We start from the raw sequence: 20472 nt of genomic DNA, 5'->3' as shown, positions 1-20472 counted from the left end.
CCTAGCTGTATTAATTTGTAGATTTCCGCGTTGTTAATGTTAAAAATCAGGTAAAGATTATTGACACGCTTGCTTTGCATCCTGTCACTTTTATATATGCAAGTAGCGTGCCAACTTTTAAAAATAGCGTAAACACACGAAAAATCCAAAATTTAACATGAAAACGCTATCAAGTTGAGTTATAATTAGTTCAATATCATAAATTTGTCATCAAAAATAACTCATTACCTTTTTGAAAGTGAGGAAATACAATTGATGAAAAGTCCAAATACAACAGATCATGTTGAAATGACACTACAAACTCTATTAAAAATTCTCGATCACTCCTCAGATGAAATTTTCGTTCTCGATTGCGATAAGCGAATTCTTTACGTAAACCAGGCATGTGAGCGCCATTATGGCCTGAAACCAACTGACGTCATTGGCCAATACAATATCGACCTATTTGAAAAAGGTTATTGGAAACCATCCATCGTACCAGAAGTATATAAAAGAAAAAAACCTTGCTATATGAAGCAACAAACGTATATCGGGGCTGAATTACTGACGTCAGCGATTCCAATCTTAAATGATAGGGGGGAAATCGATCTCGTTGTTATTACTTCTACCGAAACACATACGTATAAAATGGTAAAAGCAAATGAAACGGTTGATGAGTTAACAACAACTCAAAATGATAATGAATTGGGTCGAATTATTACAAACAGCGGAAAAATCCACCGCATCCTGTCTTTCTGCGAAAAAGTGGCGCCAACTGATTCAACAATTTTAATTCAGGGAGAATCAGGAACAGGGAAAGGCGTCTTTGCCCATTTCATTCACCAGATTAGTAAGCGGAAAAGCGGTCCGTTCTTGACGATTAACTGCGCAGCCATTCCAGAAGAACTGCTCGAATCGGAACTATTCGGTTATTCCAAAGGCGCATTTACCGGTGCTAGTAAAACCGGAAAATCTGGATTGATCGAGGCGGCGGATGGCGGTACTGTTTTTCTTGATGAAATCGGAGAAATGCCGCTCGCTTTACAGGCTAAGCTTTTACAAGTCATTCAGGATAAACAATTTATTCCCGTTGGTGGCAGCGAAATGAAAAAAGTCGACATCCGTATCATTGCTGCAACGAACCAGAATTTAATTGAAATGGTTAATGATAAAAGATTCCGTGAAGATTTATTTTATCGGTTGAATGTGATCGATATTCACCTGCCGCCATTGCGTGAGCGAAAAGAAGATATTATTCCACTCACTTACAATTTCTTAAATAAATTCAATGAAAAATACCATGACAACAAAGTCATCTCGGAAGAATGCCTGAACATATTAATTCATTATTCATGGCCAGGCAATGTCCGTCAGCTGGAAAACTTAATTGAACGTTTAGTCGTCATTAGCGACTCAGTCATTCAGGTGGCTGACTTGCCTGATTTAATCACAGACAATGTAGAACAAGTCACCCAGCTTGCTCTTCCCACGTCATACGATAAAGCACTTGATGAAACGAAACGGTTCTTAATTAGGAGGTCTTACCAAACATATAAATCGTCTAGGAAAGTTGCGAAAGACCTATGCATCAGCCAAACGAAAGCCTCGAGACTAATTCGGGAATATTGTGAGCATTTGTTTTAACTGACTTGTAAAATTGCTATTACTCTTGAATAGTTAATAGAATACTAGAAATTAATTGAAAGGAAATAATTCTTCCTCGCTAGCTTTTCTCTTTGACCAGCCTTATCACTTAGATTAGAAAAGCTTTACTTCTTTTTGAAGTAAAGCTAGTTGGGAAATTAGATTTAATTTGGGAATCTTTTATACAACTACCAAGAACAAAAACAAAAGAGGTATAGTTTTTATAAATGGTCCATACTATTTTTTAACTTTTATTCATAATTAGTCGGTGTTGGAACCTCTTTACTTGCCTGGACAAGCCGGTCAGCCAAATCAGTAAACGCACCTGTAATACCATACCCAATTAATTTTTTCATATCTTCTTGGTTATCTATTGTATACGGATGAATCCACAAGCCGGCCTTTCTAATCGTATGAATGTAGTTTTTATCAATCATTCGATAGTTGGGTCCAATCCCACTTGCATACTCTTTCCATTTCTTGATTTGACTATTTGAGACTTTGGCTCTCCCTTGGTATTTTATTAATTGAATGAGCGGAATATCTGGATTACTTGCATGAATCTTCCGAAGACTTTTTTCGCTAAATGATTGAATCATTACTCTTCCTTTTATAGCACCTGAACCTATTAATCCATTATCATTTAATATTTTGAGTAATTCTTTTTCCACACCTGGATATTTGTCCGGATTCTTCGTTTCGATATAATAATTGGCTGTCTCTCCAAACGTGTCGATGATTTCCTCTAATGAAGGTACCTTCAAATTCTCATAAACTGATTCAGCAAACTTCTTATGTTCTTTGTTAAACCATGATCCTGCATCAAGCTTTTGAAGCTCTGCGAGTGTATAGGAAGATACTTTTCCTTCACCATCGGTTGTCCGATCGACCAAGTCGTCATGCATCGCAACTAACTTTCCATCTTTCGTCATCTGCAAGTCGATTTCCAAATAATCCGCACCCAGTTTTAAAGCAAGTTCATAAGAAGGAATCGTATGCTCGGGAGCATACCCCGAAGCACCGCGGTGTCCAATCACAATAAACGAATTCATGTCAACTTCTGCTCGATTCTCCATCCATGGACTATCCATTGTGGCATACACCCCGAAAATGAAAAATAAAAAGATAATAGCAGGCAATATTTTTTTCATCCGATAATCTCCTTCATAAAACGATGTACAATACCCTAAAATTGGATTTTTTCAACTTCCAGTTATTTATACGATAAAATGCTAGAAAGGCCAGTTACAGTTATTTTGTAAACGTCACGAAAAATTTTAATCATTCATTTCTATTTTTCACCTATATACCCTCGTAATAATCACACTTGTTTAATATTGTTTATTAAAATGGGTTTTAGGATTCGGTTCATTCAAAGGAGATGGGAGTAATTGAAGAAAGTTGAACTACTAAGTAAGTTCAAAATCCTTTCATAAGTAATACATTTTAACTCCTAACTAGTTTACTTGTGAACTCCATGACACTAAAAATGGAAAAATCAAAATAAAAGCAGATGGAAAAGCGGAGGTCTATTACAGGAAACCTCTACTCCATCTGCTCATTGTTTAGCTTATTTTATCAACACAGTACTTCACATACGTATAGTGTTTAATTGAATTGAATCGTTCCTCAACTATTCCATAGAAGTCTAGCAGCGTATTTTGTTCGGGTGATGCTGGTCATCAGTATCTTAAATCAAAAATCAAAATTTTACTGAGTGAGCATTTCTTAAGAAAAGAGCTTCCTTTGGAAAATCTGTCATAATGGTATCTATATTATTCATGTTTACTAGTTGTTCCATTTCTTTTGGATCATTTACTGTCCACGCTCTGATCTTAAAATCATCTGCACTTAGACCATAATTCTCTTTGTTTAATAGTAAATCTTTATGAAGATGTAACCCTTCTAATGCTAAACTTTGAATATACTCAGAAGGACGACTGAGTTCATAAACTACTAACCATGCAATTCTCGCACTTGGCTCAAATTTTTTCAATTTTAGTATAGTTGGTAAATGAAATGAAGAATAAATTACTTTATCGGCATAATCAAATTGATGAACAATCGCTAAAACCTTTTCTTCAATCCCATAGTAAGGAAACATATCTGTTTTCAATTCTAGATTTAATTCAATTTGATAAGGTGTAATCATTTCTAAGACTTCTTCTAGGGTTGGTATACGTTCTTTAGACCAAACATGTTTATCAAACAAGGCTAAATTCGAGAATTTTACTCCTGCACTAAACTGTTTTAATTCTTGTAGAGTATAGTCCTTCACATAACCTGTACCATCTGTCGTTCTATCGATTTTTTCATCATGAATCACTACTAATTCTCCGTCTTTTGTCAATTGTACATCGAGCTCAATACCATCTACACCCCACTCACACGCCTGGTAAAATCCTAATAGAGTATTTTCTGGCATAGTGCCCATACTTCCACGGTGACCAAATATTTTAGTTTGAATCATGATTTACACAATCCTTTCTTTCTTTCTTTCTTATAAAATGAATATGGCGTTAAAACGCCACCATTTAACATGAAGGTTCTATACATTAAGCAGGCTACACTCGCCTAATCACAATGGTGGCGGTGTGGAGCCGGACTTTGAAGTACTTTCTTAATAAAGGACGGATATCTGCAAAGTAGGTTGTCTATATAGATAAGTCGCGAAGCCCCGTCCCCATGTCCCTCATTCAAAATCGATATAGTATTTTAATGCCATGAATTAATATGAAGGAAGGTTTACATCTTAATAGCAAAACCAATCTAATAAGGTGTCGTGAGCAAAGCCAAATATCTATACAATTTTCAACTATGCCTGTTTATTTTCCAATAAAATTGATTAAACTTACCAAATGAGGACGCCCCTTGTACTTAGGGATAAAGAAATAGAGAACAAAGCATTTTTTCGCTTTATTCTCGTTCTTTTTACTTTATCAACGATCATTAAAAATTACTTTCCTCTTGCTGCATTAGATTGTTCAATCGCTGCATTCACCTGTTCAACAGCACTATTGAATGCTTCATCTACATCTCCACGGTTATAAACTGTTTCAAGTGCGGTTTCGATAATTTTACGTTCTGCCGGAATCATATCCATTAATGCGCCTTGTGTCGCAAAAGACGGTTTTGTAGCTTGAAGCTGTTGTACAGAAACTTGTAATTGTGGCATTTCTTTGTATGCATCTTTAACAACTTGCTCATCATAAGCAGCTGGATTAATGGCAAAGTAGCCTGTTCCTACATGCCATTTAGCTTGTACTGCTGGTGTTTGTAAATATTTCATAAATTCCCAAGCTGCATTTTGTTCTGCTTCTTCTTTCCCGCTTGACATCCATAAACTTGCACCGCCAATCGCAACACCTTGACGTTCCTCAGCTTCAGGATGAGGTAAGAAAGCTACGCCCACTTCAAAAGGAGCATTGTCAATCACGTCTCTTGAAGAAGCTGATGATTGTAAAAACATCGCTACATCGCCTGCTAAGAAGCCAGAAAGCATATTATCAGAGTTTGTTCCATAGTTTGCAAAAGTTCCAGCATCCGTCATTCTTTTTGCCCATTCGAAGATTGATTTCCCTTTTTCATTATCAAATTCGACTGCTGTAGGTGTATCTGTGCGACCATTGTCGTTATTTAACAGTAATCCACCTTGATTAGCTAATAACTCTTCAAATAACCAACCATATGCTTGTAAAGCGAATCCTTTCATTTGGTCATTACTTTTAACAATTTTCTTACCTGCTTCTTCTACTTCTTCAAACGTTTCTGGAGCTTTTTCAGGATCTAATCCAGCTTTTTTAAATGCATCTTTATTGTAGTACATGACAGGTGTTGAGGAGTTAAAAGGCATGGAATAGAATTTGTCATCTACTTTGTAATAGTTCACAATATTTTCTTCGAGACCACTCATATCATAATTTTCAGCATCGATAAATTTTTGAATAGCTTCAATATTCCCGCTATTAATCATAGACATTGAACCAATTTCTTGTACTTGAATCATGGTCGGAGCATCTTTCGTTCCACCAACACTATGAAACTTCGGAAGTGACTCTTCATACGTTCCTTGGAATTCTGCATTTACTTGAACCTTATCTTGGGAATTATTATATTCCTCTACAATACTATTTAATGTTTCTTGAGGCACGCCACTCATGGAATGCCAGAATGTAACAACTTGTTTGTCATCTTTTTCAGATGTAGATCCTTTCTCAGTACTTGATGTTTGATTTGAACCACAACCAGCTAGAATCACTAATAAACTTGCCATAAGTAAAGCGAAAAACTTTTTTATCATTGTAATAGTCTCCTTTAGTTTTTTTCTATTTGATAATCATTGAACCCATCATTATTTAAGTGCACCTTCAGCTAACCCTTTTTGGAGTCTCTTCTGCCCTACGAATAATAAAATCAGCGTAGGAATGGCCACAACCATGGCACCAGCCATTACAACTCCCCATTGATTGACTGTTTCTTGTGATTGCAATTGCTTTAAGCCAATTTGGACGGTTCGTACATGATCATTTGTTGTGGATAAAAGCGGCCATAAGTACATATTCCAAGCCGTTAAGAAGCCATAAAGTGCTAATGTAACTAGACTTGTTTTTGCAACGGGTAATACGACTGTTAAATAAAATTTAAAATGGCCCATCCCAGCAATTTCACTTGCCTCTTTAAGTTCTTTAGGAATTTGTTTAAATGTTTGTCTTAATAAAAAAGTACCAAATGCTGTAGCCAAGAAAGGCAAGGCCAACCCTGGATATGTATCTAATAAATTCATCCCTTTAACCGTTTGAAAGTTCGGGATAATCGACGCTTCAAATGGGATCATCATGGTTGCGATAAACAAAAAGAATAAAGCATCCCTCCCTTTAAATTTCAGAAAAACAAATGCGTAAGCCGCTAAACTAGACAAGACTAACTGACCGATCATAATGAGCAGAGAAGTCATTAAACTGTTGAATAGAAATTTCAGCAATGGTAAACGTTCGAATGCCTTCACGTAATTATCAAGTGTCCAAACAGAAGGGATTATTTTACCTAACATCGCATCCTGACTGTTCATAAAGCTCATCAAGAAAGCAAAGATGATAGGGACAAATACTAGAAATGCCGATACCGTGAGCAATGTATATAAGCTGATCTTTTTAGAAAGTGGCATCCTCATTGATAATGGACCTTCCTTTCTCCAAGCTTGAACTGGATCACTGTCATGATGAGTATAATAATGAACAAGATGACAGCCTGTGCACTTGCTGTACCATACTGATAGTTTACAAACGCTTCACGATAAATCGAGTAAACGATAAGATTTGTTTCGTTACTTGGCCCGCCTTTTGTTAACATATCGATTTGGCCAAAGGTTTGGAAGGAATTAATGATTGAAACTGTGACTACAAAGAATAAGGTAGGAGAAAGCATAGGGATCGTAATCCGCCGTAATTTGTAAAAAAATCCCGCACCATCTATATTTGCACTTTCATATAGGTGAGAGTCAATGGATTGCAACCCACCAAGAATAATTAAAAATGTGAAACCAATATTCATCCAAATTGTTGATAATGAAACAGAAGCAAGAGCCCATTCTGGATTCGTTAACCAACCGATTTTGTCAAAACCGAACGTCACTAATATTTTGTTAAAAAATCCAATACTCGGGTGAAATAAAAATAGCCAAAAAACAGAAGCAGCAGCTACAGATACCCCCATTGTGGATGAAAATATCATTCGGAAAAAGCCGATCCCTTTTATCTTTTCATTTGCAATAACTGCCAAAAACAAGCTTACAATAATCGTTCCCGGTACTGTGAATAAAACAAATAAAAATGTTGATGTTAAACTTTTCATAAATATTGGAGATGTGAAGATATCGATATAATTTTGCATTCCAACAAAAACTGTTGTTATACCTGCTTGATTTGTTAAAAAGAAACTTAAATATACCGTGCGGATCATTGGATAAAATATAAAAATACTAAATAAAAGTAATGAGGGTAATAAGAATAAAAGGCCTTTCAAGAAAACTTTTTTACGCTGTTGTTTTTTTAACTCCTCGAAATGAACTTGATTATACTCAAACGGCATAGCAGATTCTGTATTCATTGTGCGATGACCTCTTGCTCTTGATTTTGTTCTTGATATGCGGGTTGTATTAATTGACCATTTTCTGCATCAAAGAAACAAAAATTTTGAACTGAAATGTTAACCGGAACCTTATCACCCAGATTAATCGCCCATTGGCCCGGCCATTTAGCATTCCATAGATGGCCTCCTAATTCTTCAAAAACAATAATCGTTTCATTTCCTAACTGCTCCACACCAACGACTTCCAAATAATTAGTTGCATCTTGTTCAGTTGCTGGATAAATATGTTCTGCTCTAATGCCAATCATTGTCTTTTTGTCTGCTGGTATATGTATTAAATCTGATGGACTTAAATGAAACGTAAGCTTGTCCTCCACTTTAATTTGACGATTCTCAACGAATAACTCCGCTTTTCCCATATTCATCTTTGGGGAGCCAATAAAAGAGGCTACAAATGTATTGGCTGGTTCGTTATATAAAGTAATCGGTTTTCCAACTTGTTGTACTTTCCCATCATTCAAAACCATAATCCTGTCACCCATTGTCATTGCCTCGACTTGATCATGGGTGACATAGATCATTGTGAGACCCAACTTTCTTTGCAATCTACGTATTTCAACGCGCATATGCGCCCGCAATTTGGCATCTAAATTTGATAGTGGTTCATCCATTAAGCAAAGTGGTGCTTCACTTACAACTGACCTAGCCAATGCCACTCTCTGCCTTTGGCCACCAGATAGTTCCTTAGGTTTTCTTTTCAATAATTCACTTAAACCGATCATTTCTGCCGTTTCCATGAGTCTTCTTTTTTGTTCTTTTTTATTAACCCTCTTAACATCTAAACCAAAAAGGATATTTTGCTCTACTGTTAAATGTGGGTAAAGTGCATAATTTTGAAAAACCATAGATAAATTTCTATTTTTAGGTGGTAGATGATTTGCTACTTCATCATTTAGCTTCAGTACGCCTCCGGTTATTTCTTCTAACCCTGCAACCATTCTTAATAATGTGCTTTTTCCACATCCAGAGGGACCGACTAAAACAAAGAACTCACCCTTGTTAATCGAAAGGTTAATTTCATCCAATACATTGGTTTGTTTATCGTACGACTTGGAAATATCCATCAATTCTACGTGCTTCATTGTTCAACCTCCATCCTTCGTCAAACCCATTTAAACATATTTTCAAGCTTAAATAACAACATTTACCAATTCATTACATAAAAGTTAAATAGAACTAAATGAAAACGATTTAAGTAAATAAATTTACAAATTCTTAACACAAAAGATGCTTAGATAATCTGTCTAAGCATCTTTTACAAATGAGAGCAACGTTGAAACCTTATCTAAATATGATACGGTTCAAAGGAACACATAGTGAAGTTTCTTCATCTCTCACCTATGTTTCTAATGCCTCCCACAAACTTATAGTATGTACCCACGAAGGTTAGTATCTATTCTTGACTCAGGTCTAACGATTGTCCTCTAAATTCTTGATAAATCAACGGCTGGATTGCTTCCAAAAGATACATAAGAATTAATAATTATCATGAAGCAGCTGCAAGATTTGGGCAATATCATTTTCGTTACCTAAGCACAATGCTTGAAGTCATACCCGAGGCTGATCATATTATTGACATGAAACCTCGTGCTCGTCATAATGGAAGAACTGTAGCTGGAACCCCTCCACTCTCCACCAACAAAAGATAGATCGAATTGATAGGAGTTATAGACAATGAAGAATCAAAAAGGTGGCTTAAAGCCATTTATTTCCCTAATTTTATCAACGAATATCCCGAAGATGGCACTCATTATCGGTTTAACAGCAAGCCTTTTGACAACTATTGCTGGCCTTGTTGTGCCATTATTGACGAAAAATTTAGTAGACGGTTTCTCAGTTGCTTCATTAAGTATTCCACTCATGATCGGCATCGGGGCAGCCTTTATTATCCAAGCGATCATAAGTGGATTCTCCATTTATTTATTAAGCCTAGTCGGTCATAAGATTGTCGCCAGGCTGCGTGATCGTATGTGGATAAAATTAATTAGATTGCCAGTCAGCTATTTTGATAAACAATCGAGCGGTGAAACGGTGAGTCGGGTCGTTAATGATACAAGTGTCGTACGAGATTTAATTTCGAATCATTTCCCACAATTTATTACAGGTATTATTTCTATCATTGGTGCCATTATCATCTTACTTGTCATGGATTGGAAAATGACACTTCTAATGTTAATTTCTGTTCCCATTACATTAGTCATTATGATTCCACTTGGTCGTAAAATGGCAAAAGTCTCACGTGGTTTACAAGACGAAACGGCCACTTTCACAGGACAAATTCAACAAACGCTTAGTGAAATTCGCCTAATGAAATCCTCAACCGCTGAACAGAATGAAGAAACAAGTGGGCTAACAGGCATTGAAAAATTACTTGGTTACGGGTTAAAGGAAGCCCGCATCTTTGCATTAATCGGACCAATCATGTACCTCGTGATTATGGTCGTCATTGTGATGATTATTGGGTATGGCGGCATGCGAGTAGCAAATGGAACGATGTCGACTGGTTCACTTATCGCCTTTTTACTTTATCTGTTCCAAATTATTATGCCAATCACATCCTTTGCGATGTTCTTTACGCAATTACAAAAAGCAAAAGGAGCAACAGAGCGGATTATTGAGATTTTAGAACTGCCATTAGAGTCAGGTCAAGACGGTATAGAAATGGATATTACCAACGAGACGATTCGAGTTTCAAACGTGTCATTTGCCTATAGTGAAAATGAACCTGTTTTAGAAAATGTCTCACTTGAAGCTCAACCTGGTGAAATGATAGCTTTTGCCGGACCAAGCGGAAGCGGTAAAACGACGATGTTCGGTTTACTCGAACGATTTTATGAGCCTACTACTGGAGAAATACAAATCGGTAACACGCCAATAAATCAATTATCACTTGATTCATGGCGCAGTCAAATTGGCTATGTATCCCAAGAAAGTGCCATGATGGCTGGGACAATTCGCGAAAATTTATGTTATGGTTTGTATGATTCAGCACAAATATCTGATGAACGTCTATGGGAAGTAGCCAAAATGGCATACGCCGATCAATTTATTGAAGCTTTCCCGAAAGGATTGGACACGGAAGTTGGCGAGCGTGGTGTAAAACTATCAGGTGGGCAAAGACAGCGGATTGCTATCGCCCGTGCTTTTTTACGCGACCCTAAAATTCTCATGATGGATGAAGCAACAGCAAGCTTAGATAGCCAATCAGAAAGTGTTGTCCAACAAGCTTTAACACGATTAATGGTAGGTCGCACTACATTCGTCATCGCCCATCGATTATCAACAATCGTCGATGCTGATAAAATAATATTCATCGAAAAAGGACAAGTAACAGGCATTGGTACCCATCACGAATTAACACAATCACATGACTTATATCGTGAATTCGCTGAGCAGCAATTGGCATAGATAGGAAAATACTAAATCTTCTGTTAAGGTGAAATTAACAGCACTAAAGGGTGCCCAAAAAGGGTCGGACCACGCACTTTATACGCAGTTCATAGTGGTACTTACGCTTAAATTGAACAGTGTATTATGGTTGCGGTGTCTGACCCTTTCGTTATGGGACACCCTCTTTTTACTATTTCTTTTGAATATATAGTAACAACTAAAATCTTCGCATCTAAAAGTGCAGATGAAATACTTGTTTTGATTACATAAATCCATAGATAGAAAGGGGTAATAAGTGATGATTAGACCCATTGAAGTTCGTGATGCAGAAAGTTTTATCGAATTAAGTAAACAAATTGATGACTCTAATTTTATGTTATTTGAACCTGGTGAAAGAAACACATCACTAGAACAACAGAGCAAGTCCATTGAAAGAATTTTATCTGAAAAGAAATCGATGATCTTTGTTGCCGAAAGTGAAGATGAACTCGTAGGTTTTATCGCAGCATTTGGCGGGAATGTAAAAAGGAATCAACATTCTGCTTATCTCGTATTAGGTGTCCTTGAAGAGTTTCAAGGGCGAGGTATCGCATCTAAATTATTCAATCAAGTATTCGAGTGGGCAAAAGAAAATGAACTATCAAGATTAGGATTAACTGTTATAAAAGACAATATTAAAGCATTCAATTTATATCGAAAGATGGGTTTTGTCTTGGAGGGTGAGAAAGTTCATTCATTGATTATAAACGGAGCACCCGTTAATGAATACTATTTATATAAATTGTTATAAATGCCTCTTTTTAAAAGAGTAGTGGTTATGTGTGAACTGATCAATATTAAATTGAAATTATAGAACACACTATTCCTCCAACGAATATGGAAATTAGTATCCCTTTAGAAGAAGAACCTGTGAATTTTACTTTTGATGAATAAAAAACGAATCGATTCTCTATTGTCGAGGAGTCGATTCGTTTTTTTATTCTTGTACCAAGATTACCTCATCGTGATTACAGTTCAAACATTTCATTAAATGTGGACATTGACCTTTTATTAATGAATCTGGAAAGCCATCGTTTTGCTTTAAGGTATTAATGTCCATATAAGCACTATACTCATCATCATAGTCCATGGCTTTTCCCATATCCTTCATTTCGGATTCACATTCTGTGCATGTAACATGGATTTTTCGAAGTCCATTGCAAAGCGGACATAATGTCATATTCATTCCTCCTATTTACATGATTGAGTTTAATCAAAACCACAGGGGCGGGCCACGCAACTCTTATATTCAGAAAAATAAGTGATCGTACATTTTATACGTAGTAAAGAGTACGTGGCCAGACCCTCTTAACACACCTCTAACTTGAGTGTTTTTATTGCGCCTGTTGCTACACTTCCGCTTACTTAGTTATTCACCATATTTTGCGGATTTACCCACTCCTCGAATTGTTCTTCGTTTAGGTAGCCTAGTTTAAGGGCTGTTTCTTTTAATGTTGAGTTGTTTTTGAATGCTGTTTTTGCAATTTCAGCTGCTTTTTCGTAGCCGATATGCGGATTAAGTGCTGTTACAAGCATTAATGAACGCTCAACATTTCCCTTAATTTTGTCTAGGTTTGCTGTAATTCCTACTGCACAGTTGTCATTGAACGAGTGAATTCCGTCAGACAATAATTTTACAGATTGCAGGAAATTGTAAATAATAACAGGCTTGAATACGTTCAATTCAAAGTTTCCTTGGCTCGCAGCGAACGAGATTGCTGTATCATTGCCGACTACTTGAACAGCGATCATCGTTAAAGCTTCACTTTGAGTTGGGTTCACTTTACCAGGCATGATGGAACTCCCTGGTTCATTTTCAGGTATAGCGATTTCAGCAATCCCGCTTCTTGGGCCGCTTGCTAACCATCTTACATCGTTGGCAATTTTCATTAGATCAGCTGCAAGGGCTTTGATTGCGCCATGAGCATAGGCAATTTCGTCGTGACTTGTTAATGCATGGAACTTATTATCCGATGTAACAAAATCAAATCCAGTATCAGCTGCCATTTGTTTTGCGGATAACGCAGCAAATTCCGGCTTGGTGTTAATTCCAGTACCAACTGCTGTTCCACCAAGGGCCAGGTTTAAGATATGCTTGCTGCTTTCTTCAACCATATTAAGTGATTTATCAAGCATCGCTCTCCAGCCGCTAATTTCTTGCCCAAGCGTAATTGGTGTAGCATCTTGTAAGTGGGTACGGCCAATCTTCACGATGTCTGCAAATTCCTTTTCTTTCGCTGCAAATGTATCGCGAAGCACTTTGATTGCCGGAACCAATTTGCTCGCTACTTCAACATACGCTGCTATATGCATCGCGGTTGGGAATGTGTCATTCGAGCTTTGCCCTTTGTTTACATCATCATTTGGATGAAGCTTTTCGTCACTACCCTTTTCCTTCAACCACTCGTTTCCTTTGTTTGCGATGACTTCGTTTACGTTCATATTACTTTGTGTACCGCTACCTGTTTGCCAGACAACGAGTGGAAAGTGCTCGTCTAATGTGCCCTCTAGAATTTCACCACATATTTTTACAATGGCATTTTTCTTCGTTTCAGATAAATCACCAAGATCGAAATTTACTTTAGCAGCGGCTTGTTTTACATAAGCAAATGCGTGAATTAATTCAATCGGCATTTTTTCATTCCCTATTTTGAAGTTGTTTCGGCTTCTTTCCGTTTGTGCACCCCAATATTTGTCATAAGGAACCTTTACTTCCCCCATTGTATCTTTCTCAATTCTGTATTCCATTTCTTCTCCTCCTGCTCTCTCATCATCGATATCACGCTAATACAGTCCCACTTAATAGGAATCCCCTTTGTACTTCTCTTGTTAGCGCTTTAGTTTTTGAAAATTCTACATACAATATTATTGTACAAATGTTTTGCGCTTAAAACAAATAAAAAAAAGGTAGCCGATACTGATCTGCTTCACATAAGATTTGATTTTATAAGAGCTAGGTAATATAAATATCAAAGCAACATGATTGAGGCGATAATAAGGAGCATATTTTATCCGTTATTAATCCCTCCCATTTTGATTACACTAGTTAGTGCATATATACTTTACTTATCACGATCTCCTGATAGTTTCGTATATATTTATATTGTATAAATTACGAACTTCTTTTATTTGACATTAAAGAAAAAGTATAGTAAATTCATAATTAACTAAATAATCAATTTTTCTTATCAAGAGAGGTCGAGGGACTGGCCCTGTGACGCCTCAGCAACCAGCAATCGTAAATATTGCCAAGGTGCTAATTCCATCAAGCTATTTAGCTTGATAGATAAGAAGAGACTGCATTCTGATGCGATTTTAAAGTCTTCTTCTTAAAGAAGACTTTTTTATTTTCTTAAAAAGGAGCCGTGAACCATAGTGAAGATTGATACACAACTAGCCCAATTAGGGAATCGAAGTGAAACTGCAACTGGTGCAGTAAGTCCTCCTATATATTTCTCAACTGCTTATCGCCATAATGGTATTGGCCAATCAACTGGATATGATTATTCTCGTTCAGGAAACCCAACTCGGCAGTTGCTTGAAAAAGCGATAGCTGAACTTGAAGGTGGCGATCAAGGTTTTGCTTGTAGTTCTGGAATGGCTGCCATTTTCACAGTCCTTTCCCTTTTCCAGACTGGAGATGAATGGATTGTCAGCAATGATTTATACGGCGGTACTTATCGCTTGCTTGAAAAGGATTTTAAAAAATGGGGGTTAACATGTACATATGTTGACACAAGTAACATAACAGTGATTAAAAACAGTATTACCCCTCAAACAAAAGCGATTTTTCTTGAAACGCCTACAAACCCGCTTATGCAGGAAACGGATATTGACGCAGTGTCAGCCATTGCCAAACAATACGGAGTCCTATTAATCGTCGATAATACGTTCTATACGCCTCTTCTTCAAAAACCGATTGAAAGCGGTGCCGATATTGTGATTCACAGTGCTACGAAATATTTAGGCGGACATAATGATGTGCTTGCCGGGCTCATTGTATCAAAAGGGAAAGATCTTTCTGAGGCTCTGGCGCATCACCATAACAGTGCTGGTGCTGTACTGAGTCCATTCGACTCATGGCTGTTAATGCGCGGAATGAAGACACTTGCTTTGCGGATGGAAAGACATAATCAAAACGCACGGAAGCTTGCAGATTATCTTTCTACCCATGAATTGGTTACAGATGTTCTCTATCCAGGAAAAGGCGGTATGCTTTCTTTCCGGGTAAGCGAAGAACAATACGTGAATTCATTTTTACAAAACTTGGAACTTATCTCATTTGCAGAAAGCCTTGGTGGGACTGAAAGTTTTATTACCTATCCTGCCACCCAGACACATGGAGACATCCCTGAAGAAATAAGAATCGCAAACGGCATTTGTAATAGGCTGCTCCGATTCTCTGTAGGAATTGAAGCAGCGGAAGATATCATCCAAGACCTAGATCAAGCATTTGCTAAAATAAAAAAGGAGGCATTAGCATGACAACAGATCATTTCAGTTTTGAAACATTGCTTCTTCATAATAACCATAAATTTGATGCAACGAATGGAGCGGTTAGCGTGCCCATTCAACATGCTTCTACCTTCCATCAACTTGATTGTGATCAGTTCGGGAAATACGATTACAGCAGAAGCGCGAATCCGACTCGCGAAGCATTAGAAGAGATTATTGCTGGACTTGAGGAAGGTACAAATGGCTTTGCCTTCTCATCAGGGATGGCAGCAATCTCCACAGCTTTTATGCTGCTGTCGGCTGGTGACCATGTGATTGTATCTGAAGACGTGTATGGCGGAACCTTCCGGATGGTCACACAAGTACTTTCCCGTTTCAATATTGAACATAGCTTTGTTGATATGACGGACTTAGAAAATGTGAAAGCAGCTATTCAGCCCAATACGAAAGCCATTTATATAGAAACTCCTTCCAATCCCCTTTTGAAGGTAACAGATATTCATGGAATCTGTTGTATTGCGAAGGAAATTAACGCGTTAACGTATGTGGATAATACATTTTTAACACCAGCGTTGCAAAAGCCGCTAACATTGGGAGCAGATATTGTCCTTCATAGCGCAACTAAATTTTTATCCGGACATAGCGATGTCGTAGCCGGGCTTGCCGTCGTGCGGAATCCAGAATTAGCAGAAAAACTTGGCTTCCTACAAAATTCATTCGGAGCAGTTCTTGGCGTGCAGGATGCTTGGCTTGTGATGCGCGGTTTGAAAACCTTGCACGTTCGAATGGAACACTCAGTCCAATCTACTAAAAAAATCGCGGCATTCCTAGAATCACATCCCCTTGTAAAAAAGGTTCATTATCCAGGACTAGCAAGTCATCCACAGTTTACGTTGCAAAAGCAACAAGCGAAGTCAGCCGGTGCGGTATTTTCTTTTGAATTAGAAAATGAAGACATTCTACGCTCCTTTGTTGATAACGTCACTCTACCAGTTTTTGCTGTAAGCCTTGGTGCTGTCGAAACGATTTTATCTTATCCAGCGAAGATGTCACACGCTGCAATGCCTGACGAAGAAAGGGAAAAAAGAGGCATCACCAAAAGCCTGCTTCGTCTATCAGCAGGCCTTGAAAATCCAGATGATTTGATTAAAGATTTTACAGTAGCATTGGAAAAAAGTAAATTGGTACTTACCGTTTAATCATTTTATAACGGTAAGGGAGTCTCATAAGGGTCAGACCTCGCACTCTAATTCAGTATGTAGTGTTTCATACACTTATCCTATACTGCATTTAGTTGTTGCGCGGGCTGACCCTTTGCTTGGGACATCCACTTTTTTAGACTACCTCTTTTTTTTAATCTTTTCTACTTGTAAACCGCAATAAATCCCCATATATAATATCATCTGATAGCCCTAATTCATCATGAACGTTTTTTTGATATGGTTCACATGCAACATGATCTAGCTGTTCTCCCGTTGTTTTATTATAGCAAACCCCATCTTGGTAAATATACGTATCATTCACGAAGCCACCATCTCTGAAAATCACGGGATGGTTTGCTGATCTAGTGAATAAGTTGCGACCGAACGATATTGTATCTTCTGCTTTTATACCTAATAGATGTAAAAGAGTTGGCCGGATGTCGATCTCTCCGCCTGGGACAGCAATAGTCTCCCCTTTCTGACCAGGGATATGGATAATCACTGGTACTTGACGGTAATGACTATGATTAATTGGTGAATATTCATCACCCAGCATTTGACTTAACGCCGCTTCATATTTTTTTGAAATGCCGTAATGATCTCCATACAACACAAAGATTGTGTCTTTATACATCCCATTATCTTTAAGCGTTTGAAACAACCGCTTGATTGCTTCGTCCTGATAACGAACTGTTGTCACATACCGATTTACGACACCTTCGTCGGTATTGCCCATCGCGATCAGTTGGTCATTCTCATCCAGTAAAAATGGAAAATGATTCGTCAATGTAATTAACTTTGCAAGATAAGGTTCAGGCATTGTTTTCATATGCTCTACAGATTGTTCAAAAAAAGGAATATCTTTAATGCCATAATTCACTGAATTTTCATCAGTTACCTGATAATCTTGCTTAGAAAAAAAATGGTCATACCCTAAGTTTTCATACATCTTTTCTCGATTCCAAAAGGACGGGTCATTGCCATGAAAGGAGGCAGAATAATACGCACCATTTTCTTTCAATATATGTTGTAAACTATTAAACGTATTCTTAGGCCGTCGAACGAAAACAGATCCTCCAGACAGCGGGTATAAACTTGTATCAATCATAAACTCGGAATCTGATGTTTTCCCTTGTGCCGTCTGGTCATAAATCTGATTGAAATAAAAACTTTCTCCAATCAAGTTATTCAAAAAAGGAGTAATTTCTCGGCCATTCACTTTTTGATTGATTACAAAATTTTGCGTCGACTCCATACTGATTAACACGATATTCTTTCCTTTTGCCAGTCCAAATAAATCCGTCGTCTCATCCTGTTGATTCGCCACGTACTCCTCAATTTTCCCAGTATCTACATGCGTGGCTACCGCACGATCTATAGTGGGACGAAGCCCCATTACGATGTCATAAAGATGATAATTGTAAGGACCGACACTTTTAACCATCTGCTCCCTGTTATACGAGGCAGAGAAAAGATAAGGAGACTGGCTCCACCCAAGACCTGCTAATAAAATAAGTAGTACTATACTAAAGCTAATAAATCGTTTTTTGAAATGCACACTTATTTCTTGAGGCCGAATAGCAGAACTTTTTGAGAGCCAAGCAATAAGTAATACATCAACAAATAAGAGTAAATCCCACGCCTTCATCAACTCGAATGTACTTGGTCCAATTCCACCAACATTTTTAAATTGAAATAAAATAGAAACGGTCACATAATCAATATAAAAACGGTAATAAAGTAAATCGCCATAAAGCAATCCTGTTACTAGTAGCATAATCACTAAAAGCCAGTTAATATGAAGGCTTTTTGTAAAGTAAATGCTAAGTCCAATTAATAAAAGCAAGGAACCGATTGGATTGACAATAAGAAGCAGAGCATCGAACCATGAATGAATGGCGATATCAAAACCAATAAATGAAACGATAACGGTCTTCAACCACATACATGTACATGCAAATAAAAACAGCAACTTCGGAGTAACACGTATTCCCTTCTTCGTCATATCCCATCACACCTTACTAGCAAAGGCTGTTTTAGCTTGCGTCAAAGCAAGAAACAGAGTACGTATTGATTCTTCACTATGATGACCCATTAACGAAATTTGGAGCCAGTTTCGCTTTAATAAATAGTTACTTTCATAGCTTGTAAGGATGTTTTTACTTTTCAAATAATCACCTAGCATTTTGGAAGAATGATAGGATGGCAAACAAATGGTAATAATGCCTGGTGAATAGGCTTCGTCCCCTAAATAATTATAGCCGTTTTCTTCCAAAAATTTTCTGATGAATGCCGCTTTTGTTTCGATTATGCTGCTATCTACATTTTGCAATGCAACGTGTAATGCTTTTAATAGATTAGAAGAATGGGTAAAAGGAACACCTTCATAATCTTGATACATTCCAATATCTAAATACCTTGGTAATTTAGAATTCGGATGTAGCTTTTCCCGATGAAAAACAATAACCAGACCAGGATATGATCCTAGAGCCTTTCCACTGACTGTCGTCGCTATCAGTACATTTTTGAAGGACACAGGAACAACGCCAACCGAGCTACATGCATCGACACATAATTCAATGCCATAACGAAGACAAAGCTCTTCAATTTTTTCCAAATCAAATAAATAGCCAGTTGAAGTTTCACAATGTACCGTCCAGATCCAGCTAATGTTCGGGTTTTCTCTTAGGACATGTTCAATCTCTGATATCGAAATGGGCGTATTCCATTCTTTTTCAATCGTATAAAATGACAATTTAAAGCGCAAGGCATGGTCAATCAGTCGATAACCAAATTCCCCATTTGCCAAAATCAAGCCATTTCCTTCAATCTGAGATAGCTGAACAGACACCATATCATTCCCTAATGTGCCAGTCCCAACTACAACTTCTGCATACTTAGCTTCTGTCATGTCACAAAGAGTGTTCCGTATCTTGTCCATTTCATTCATAAATACATCTGATCGATGTGAGATAGCAGGCAGAGCGAAAGTCTTTACTACTTCAGGATGAAGCTGTACCGGACCTGGAAGAAACGAAACTTTGCTAGATTCATTGGATTTTTTAGCTATTAGCCGCTTGAATACCTTTGTAGAGTTTTCAAACCGCTCTTTTGTCAAATACATTGGCTGAAACTTGGCTCGCTCTGTTCCGACTACCTCCCCGAATGCTTGAAAACCCATTCTTTTGTATAATGGGATTTGTTGCTCAACACCTGATATGAGCGCCATATTATATTTTTTCTCCAAGCAATAGCTGACTAATAATTCAACTAATTTATAAAAAACGGGACTTTTTCTAAATTCATCTTTAACAGTAAGTAGTCTTATTTCACAAGGGTTCGCATCACTCGGTAAATAGTCGTCCAAATTAGTTAGTTTTTGATCCAATGAAAATGGACGGTTGGATCTAATAGCGATCATCCCAACAACTTCCTGATTTTTCTTAGCAATCACGTATGTATTTTGTTTGTCAAAACGATCAATCAATCGCTGCTGTTCGTTTTGGTCGTGTTGAGGAATTTCTTCCACGAATGTTTGATAATTAAGTTTATAAATTTGCTCGAACTCATTTTGCTCTGAAGCGATTTTATAAACAAATTCCACTATGTTCACTCT

At 37.4% G+C, this 20472-nt stretch carries 15 protein-coding genes and 1 riboswitch; of the genes, 5 read left to right on the top strand and 10 right to left on the bottom strand.

Annotation, left to right across the window (positions count from 1 at the left end):
- The first annotated feature begins 255 nt into the window (after window positions 1-255).
- Window positions 256-1623, top strand: a complete 1368-nt coding sequence (locus tag AC625_RS05245; protein WP_049680312.1) for a sigma-54 interaction domain-containing protein — start codon at window positions 256-258, stop codon at window positions 1621-1623.
- 251 nt (window positions 1624-1874) lie between these two features.
- Here AC625_RS05245 and AC625_RS05240 read toward each other — a convergent pair whose 3' ends face one another.
- From AC625_RS05240 to AC625_RS05215, 6 genes are all read right to left on the bottom strand, one after another.
- Window positions 1875-2774: a glycerophosphodiester phosphodiesterase gene (locus AC625_RS05240; protein WP_049680311.1), complete on the bottom strand. Its 900-nt coding sequence runs from the start codon at window positions 2772-2774 to the stop codon at window positions 1875-1877.
- 551 nt (window positions 2775-3325) lie between these two features.
- The gene (locus tag AC625_RS05235; RefSeq protein ID WP_049680310.1) at window positions 3326-4093 is read right to left on the bottom strand and encodes a glycerophosphodiester phosphodiesterase; all 768 of its coding nucleotides are present in this window, start codon (window positions 4091-4093) and stop codon (window positions 3326-3328) included.
- Window positions 4094-4579: 486 nt separating this feature from the next.
- Window positions 4580-5923, bottom strand: coding sequence for an ABC transporter substrate-binding protein (locus AC625_RS05230; RefSeq protein WP_049680309.1), 1344 nt, complete (start codon window positions 5921-5923; stop codon window positions 4580-4582).
- 51 nt (window positions 5924-5974) lie between these two features.
- The gene (locus tag AC625_RS05225; RefSeq protein WP_049680308.1) at window positions 5975-6793 is read right to left on the bottom strand and encodes a carbohydrate ABC transporter permease; all 819 of its coding nucleotides are present in this window, start codon (window positions 6791-6793) and stop codon (window positions 5975-5977) included.
- Complete coding sequence (locus AC625_RS05220) at window positions 6790-7728, bottom strand: carbohydrate ABC transporter permease (protein WP_049680307.1); 939 nt, start codon at window positions 7726-7728, stop codon at window positions 6790-6792. The genes AC625_RS05225 and AC625_RS05220 overlap by 4 nt, the downstream gene beginning before the upstream one ends.
- Window positions 7725-8852, bottom strand: a complete 1128-nt coding sequence (locus AC625_RS05215) for an ABC transporter ATP-binding protein (RefSeq protein WP_049680306.1) — start codon at window positions 8850-8852, stop codon at window positions 7725-7727. The genes AC625_RS05220 and AC625_RS05215 overlap by 4 nt, the downstream gene beginning before the upstream one ends.
- A 592-nt stretch (window positions 8853-9444) precedes the next feature.
- Here AC625_RS05215 and AC625_RS05210 point away from each other — a divergent pair.
- Window positions 9445-11178, top strand: a complete 1734-nt coding sequence (locus tag AC625_RS05210; RefSeq protein ID WP_049680305.1) for an ABC transporter ATP-binding protein — start codon at window positions 9445-9447, stop codon at window positions 11176-11178.
- 277 nt (window positions 11179-11455) lie between these two features.
- A complete protein-coding gene (locus AC625_RS05205; protein WP_049680304.1) occupies window positions 11456-11950 on the top strand; it encodes a GNAT family N-acetyltransferase in 495 nt (164 codons plus the stop codon).
- A gap of 186 nt (window positions 11951-12136) precedes the next feature.
- On the opposite strand, the gene AC625_RS05200 is transcribed toward AC625_RS05205, so the two are convergent.
- On the bottom strand, window positions 12137-12379 hold the full coding sequence (locus tag AC625_RS05200) for a hypothetical protein (RefSeq protein ID WP_049680303.1): 243 nt from the start codon (window positions 12377-12379) through the stop codon (window positions 12137-12139).
- A gap of 185 nt (window positions 12380-12564) precedes the next feature.
- Complete coding sequence (gene fumC, locus AC625_RS05195; RefSeq protein ID WP_049680302.1) at window positions 12565-13947, bottom strand: class II fumarate hydratase; 1383 nt, start codon at window positions 13945-13947, stop codon at window positions 12565-12567.
- 434 nt (window positions 13948-14381) lie between these two features.
- A riboswitch (SAM riboswitch) is annotated at window positions 14382-14492 on the top strand.
- Between the two features lie 79 nt (window positions 14493-14571).
- Here fumC and AC625_RS05190 point away from each other — a divergent pair.
- Window positions 14572-15684: a methionine biosynthesis PLP-dependent protein gene (locus tag AC625_RS05190; RefSeq protein ID WP_049680301.1), complete on the top strand. Its 1113-nt coding sequence runs from the start codon at window positions 14572-14574 to the stop codon at window positions 15682-15684.
- Entirely contained in the window at window positions 15681-16853 is a 1173-nt protein-coding gene (metC, locus tag AC625_RS05185; protein ID WP_049680300.1) for a cystathionine beta-lyase, read from the top strand. Before AC625_RS05190 ends, metC begins: the two co-directional genes overlap by 4 nt.
- 154 nt (window positions 16854-17007) lie before the next feature.
- Here the strand turns inward: metC and AC625_RS05180 are convergent, their stop codons facing one another.
- Window positions 17008-18861, bottom strand: a complete 1854-nt coding sequence (locus AC625_RS05180) for an LTA synthase family protein (protein WP_049680299.1) — start codon at window positions 18859-18861, stop codon at window positions 17008-17010.
- 6 nt (window positions 18862-18867) lie between these two features.
- Window positions 18868-20460 carry an aminotransferase class V-fold PLP-dependent enzyme gene (locus tag AC625_RS05175; RefSeq protein ID WP_049680298.1) on the bottom strand — a complete coding sequence of 531 codons (1593 nt, stop codon included), beginning with the start codon at window positions 20458-20460 and terminating at the stop codon, window positions 18868-18870.
- Window positions 20461-20472 lie beyond the last annotated feature (12 nt).

The sequence above is a fragment of the Peribacillus loiseleuriae genome, assembly GCF_001183985.1.
Taxonomy (GTDB): Bacteria; Bacillota; Bacilli; order Bacillales; family DSM-1321; genus Peribacillus; species Peribacillus loiseleuriae.
This window is presented reverse-complemented; position numbering and strand designations above follow the sequence as displayed.

Bases quoted from the DNA above. Each gene is read 5' to 3' on its own strand.
- fumC (WP_049680302.1), bottom strand. From the start codon at position 13,947: ATGGAATACAGAATTGAGAAAGATACAATGGGGGAAGTAAAGGTTCCT.
- AC625_RS05220 (WP_049680307.1), bottom strand. From the start codon at position 7,728: ATGAATACAGAATCTGCTATGCCGTTTGAGTATAATCAAGTTCATTTC.
- AC625_RS05235 (WP_049680310.1), bottom strand. From the start codon at position 4,093: ATGATTCAAACTAAAATATTTGGTCACCGTGGAAGTATGGGCACTATG.
- AC625_RS05200 (WP_049680303.1), bottom strand. From the start codon at position 12,379: ATGACATTATGTCCGCTTTGCAATGGACTTCGAAAAATCCATGTTACA.
- AC625_RS05215 (WP_049680306.1), bottom strand. From the start codon at position 8,852: ATGAAGCACGTAGAATTGATGGATATTTCCAAGTCGTACGATAAACAA.
- AC625_RS05245 (WP_049680312.1), top strand. From the start codon at position 256: ATGAAAAGTCCAAATACAACAGATCATGTTGAAATGACACTACAAACT.
- AC625_RS05240 (WP_049680311.1), bottom strand. From the start codon at position 2,774: ATGAAAAAAATATTGCCTGCTATTATCTTTTTATTTTTCATTTTCGGG.
- AC625_RS05180 (WP_049680299.1), bottom strand. From the start codon at position 18,861: ATGACGAAGAAGGGAATACGTGTTACTCCGAAGTTGCTGTTTTTATTT.
- AC625_RS05225 (WP_049680308.1), bottom strand. From the start codon at position 6,793: ATGAGGATGCCACTTTCTAAAAAGATCAGCTTATATACATTGCTCACG.
- AC625_RS05230 (WP_049680309.1), bottom strand. From the start codon at position 5,923: ATGATAAAAAAGTTTTTCGCTTTACTTATGGCAAGTTTATTAGTGATT.
- AC625_RS05210 (WP_049680305.1), top strand. From the start codon at position 9,445: ATGAAGAATCAAAAAGGTGGCTTAAAGCCATTTATTTCCCTAATTTTA.
- metC (WP_049680300.1), top strand. From the start codon at position 15,681: ATGACAACAGATCATTTCAGTTTTGAAACATTGCTTCTTCATAATAAC.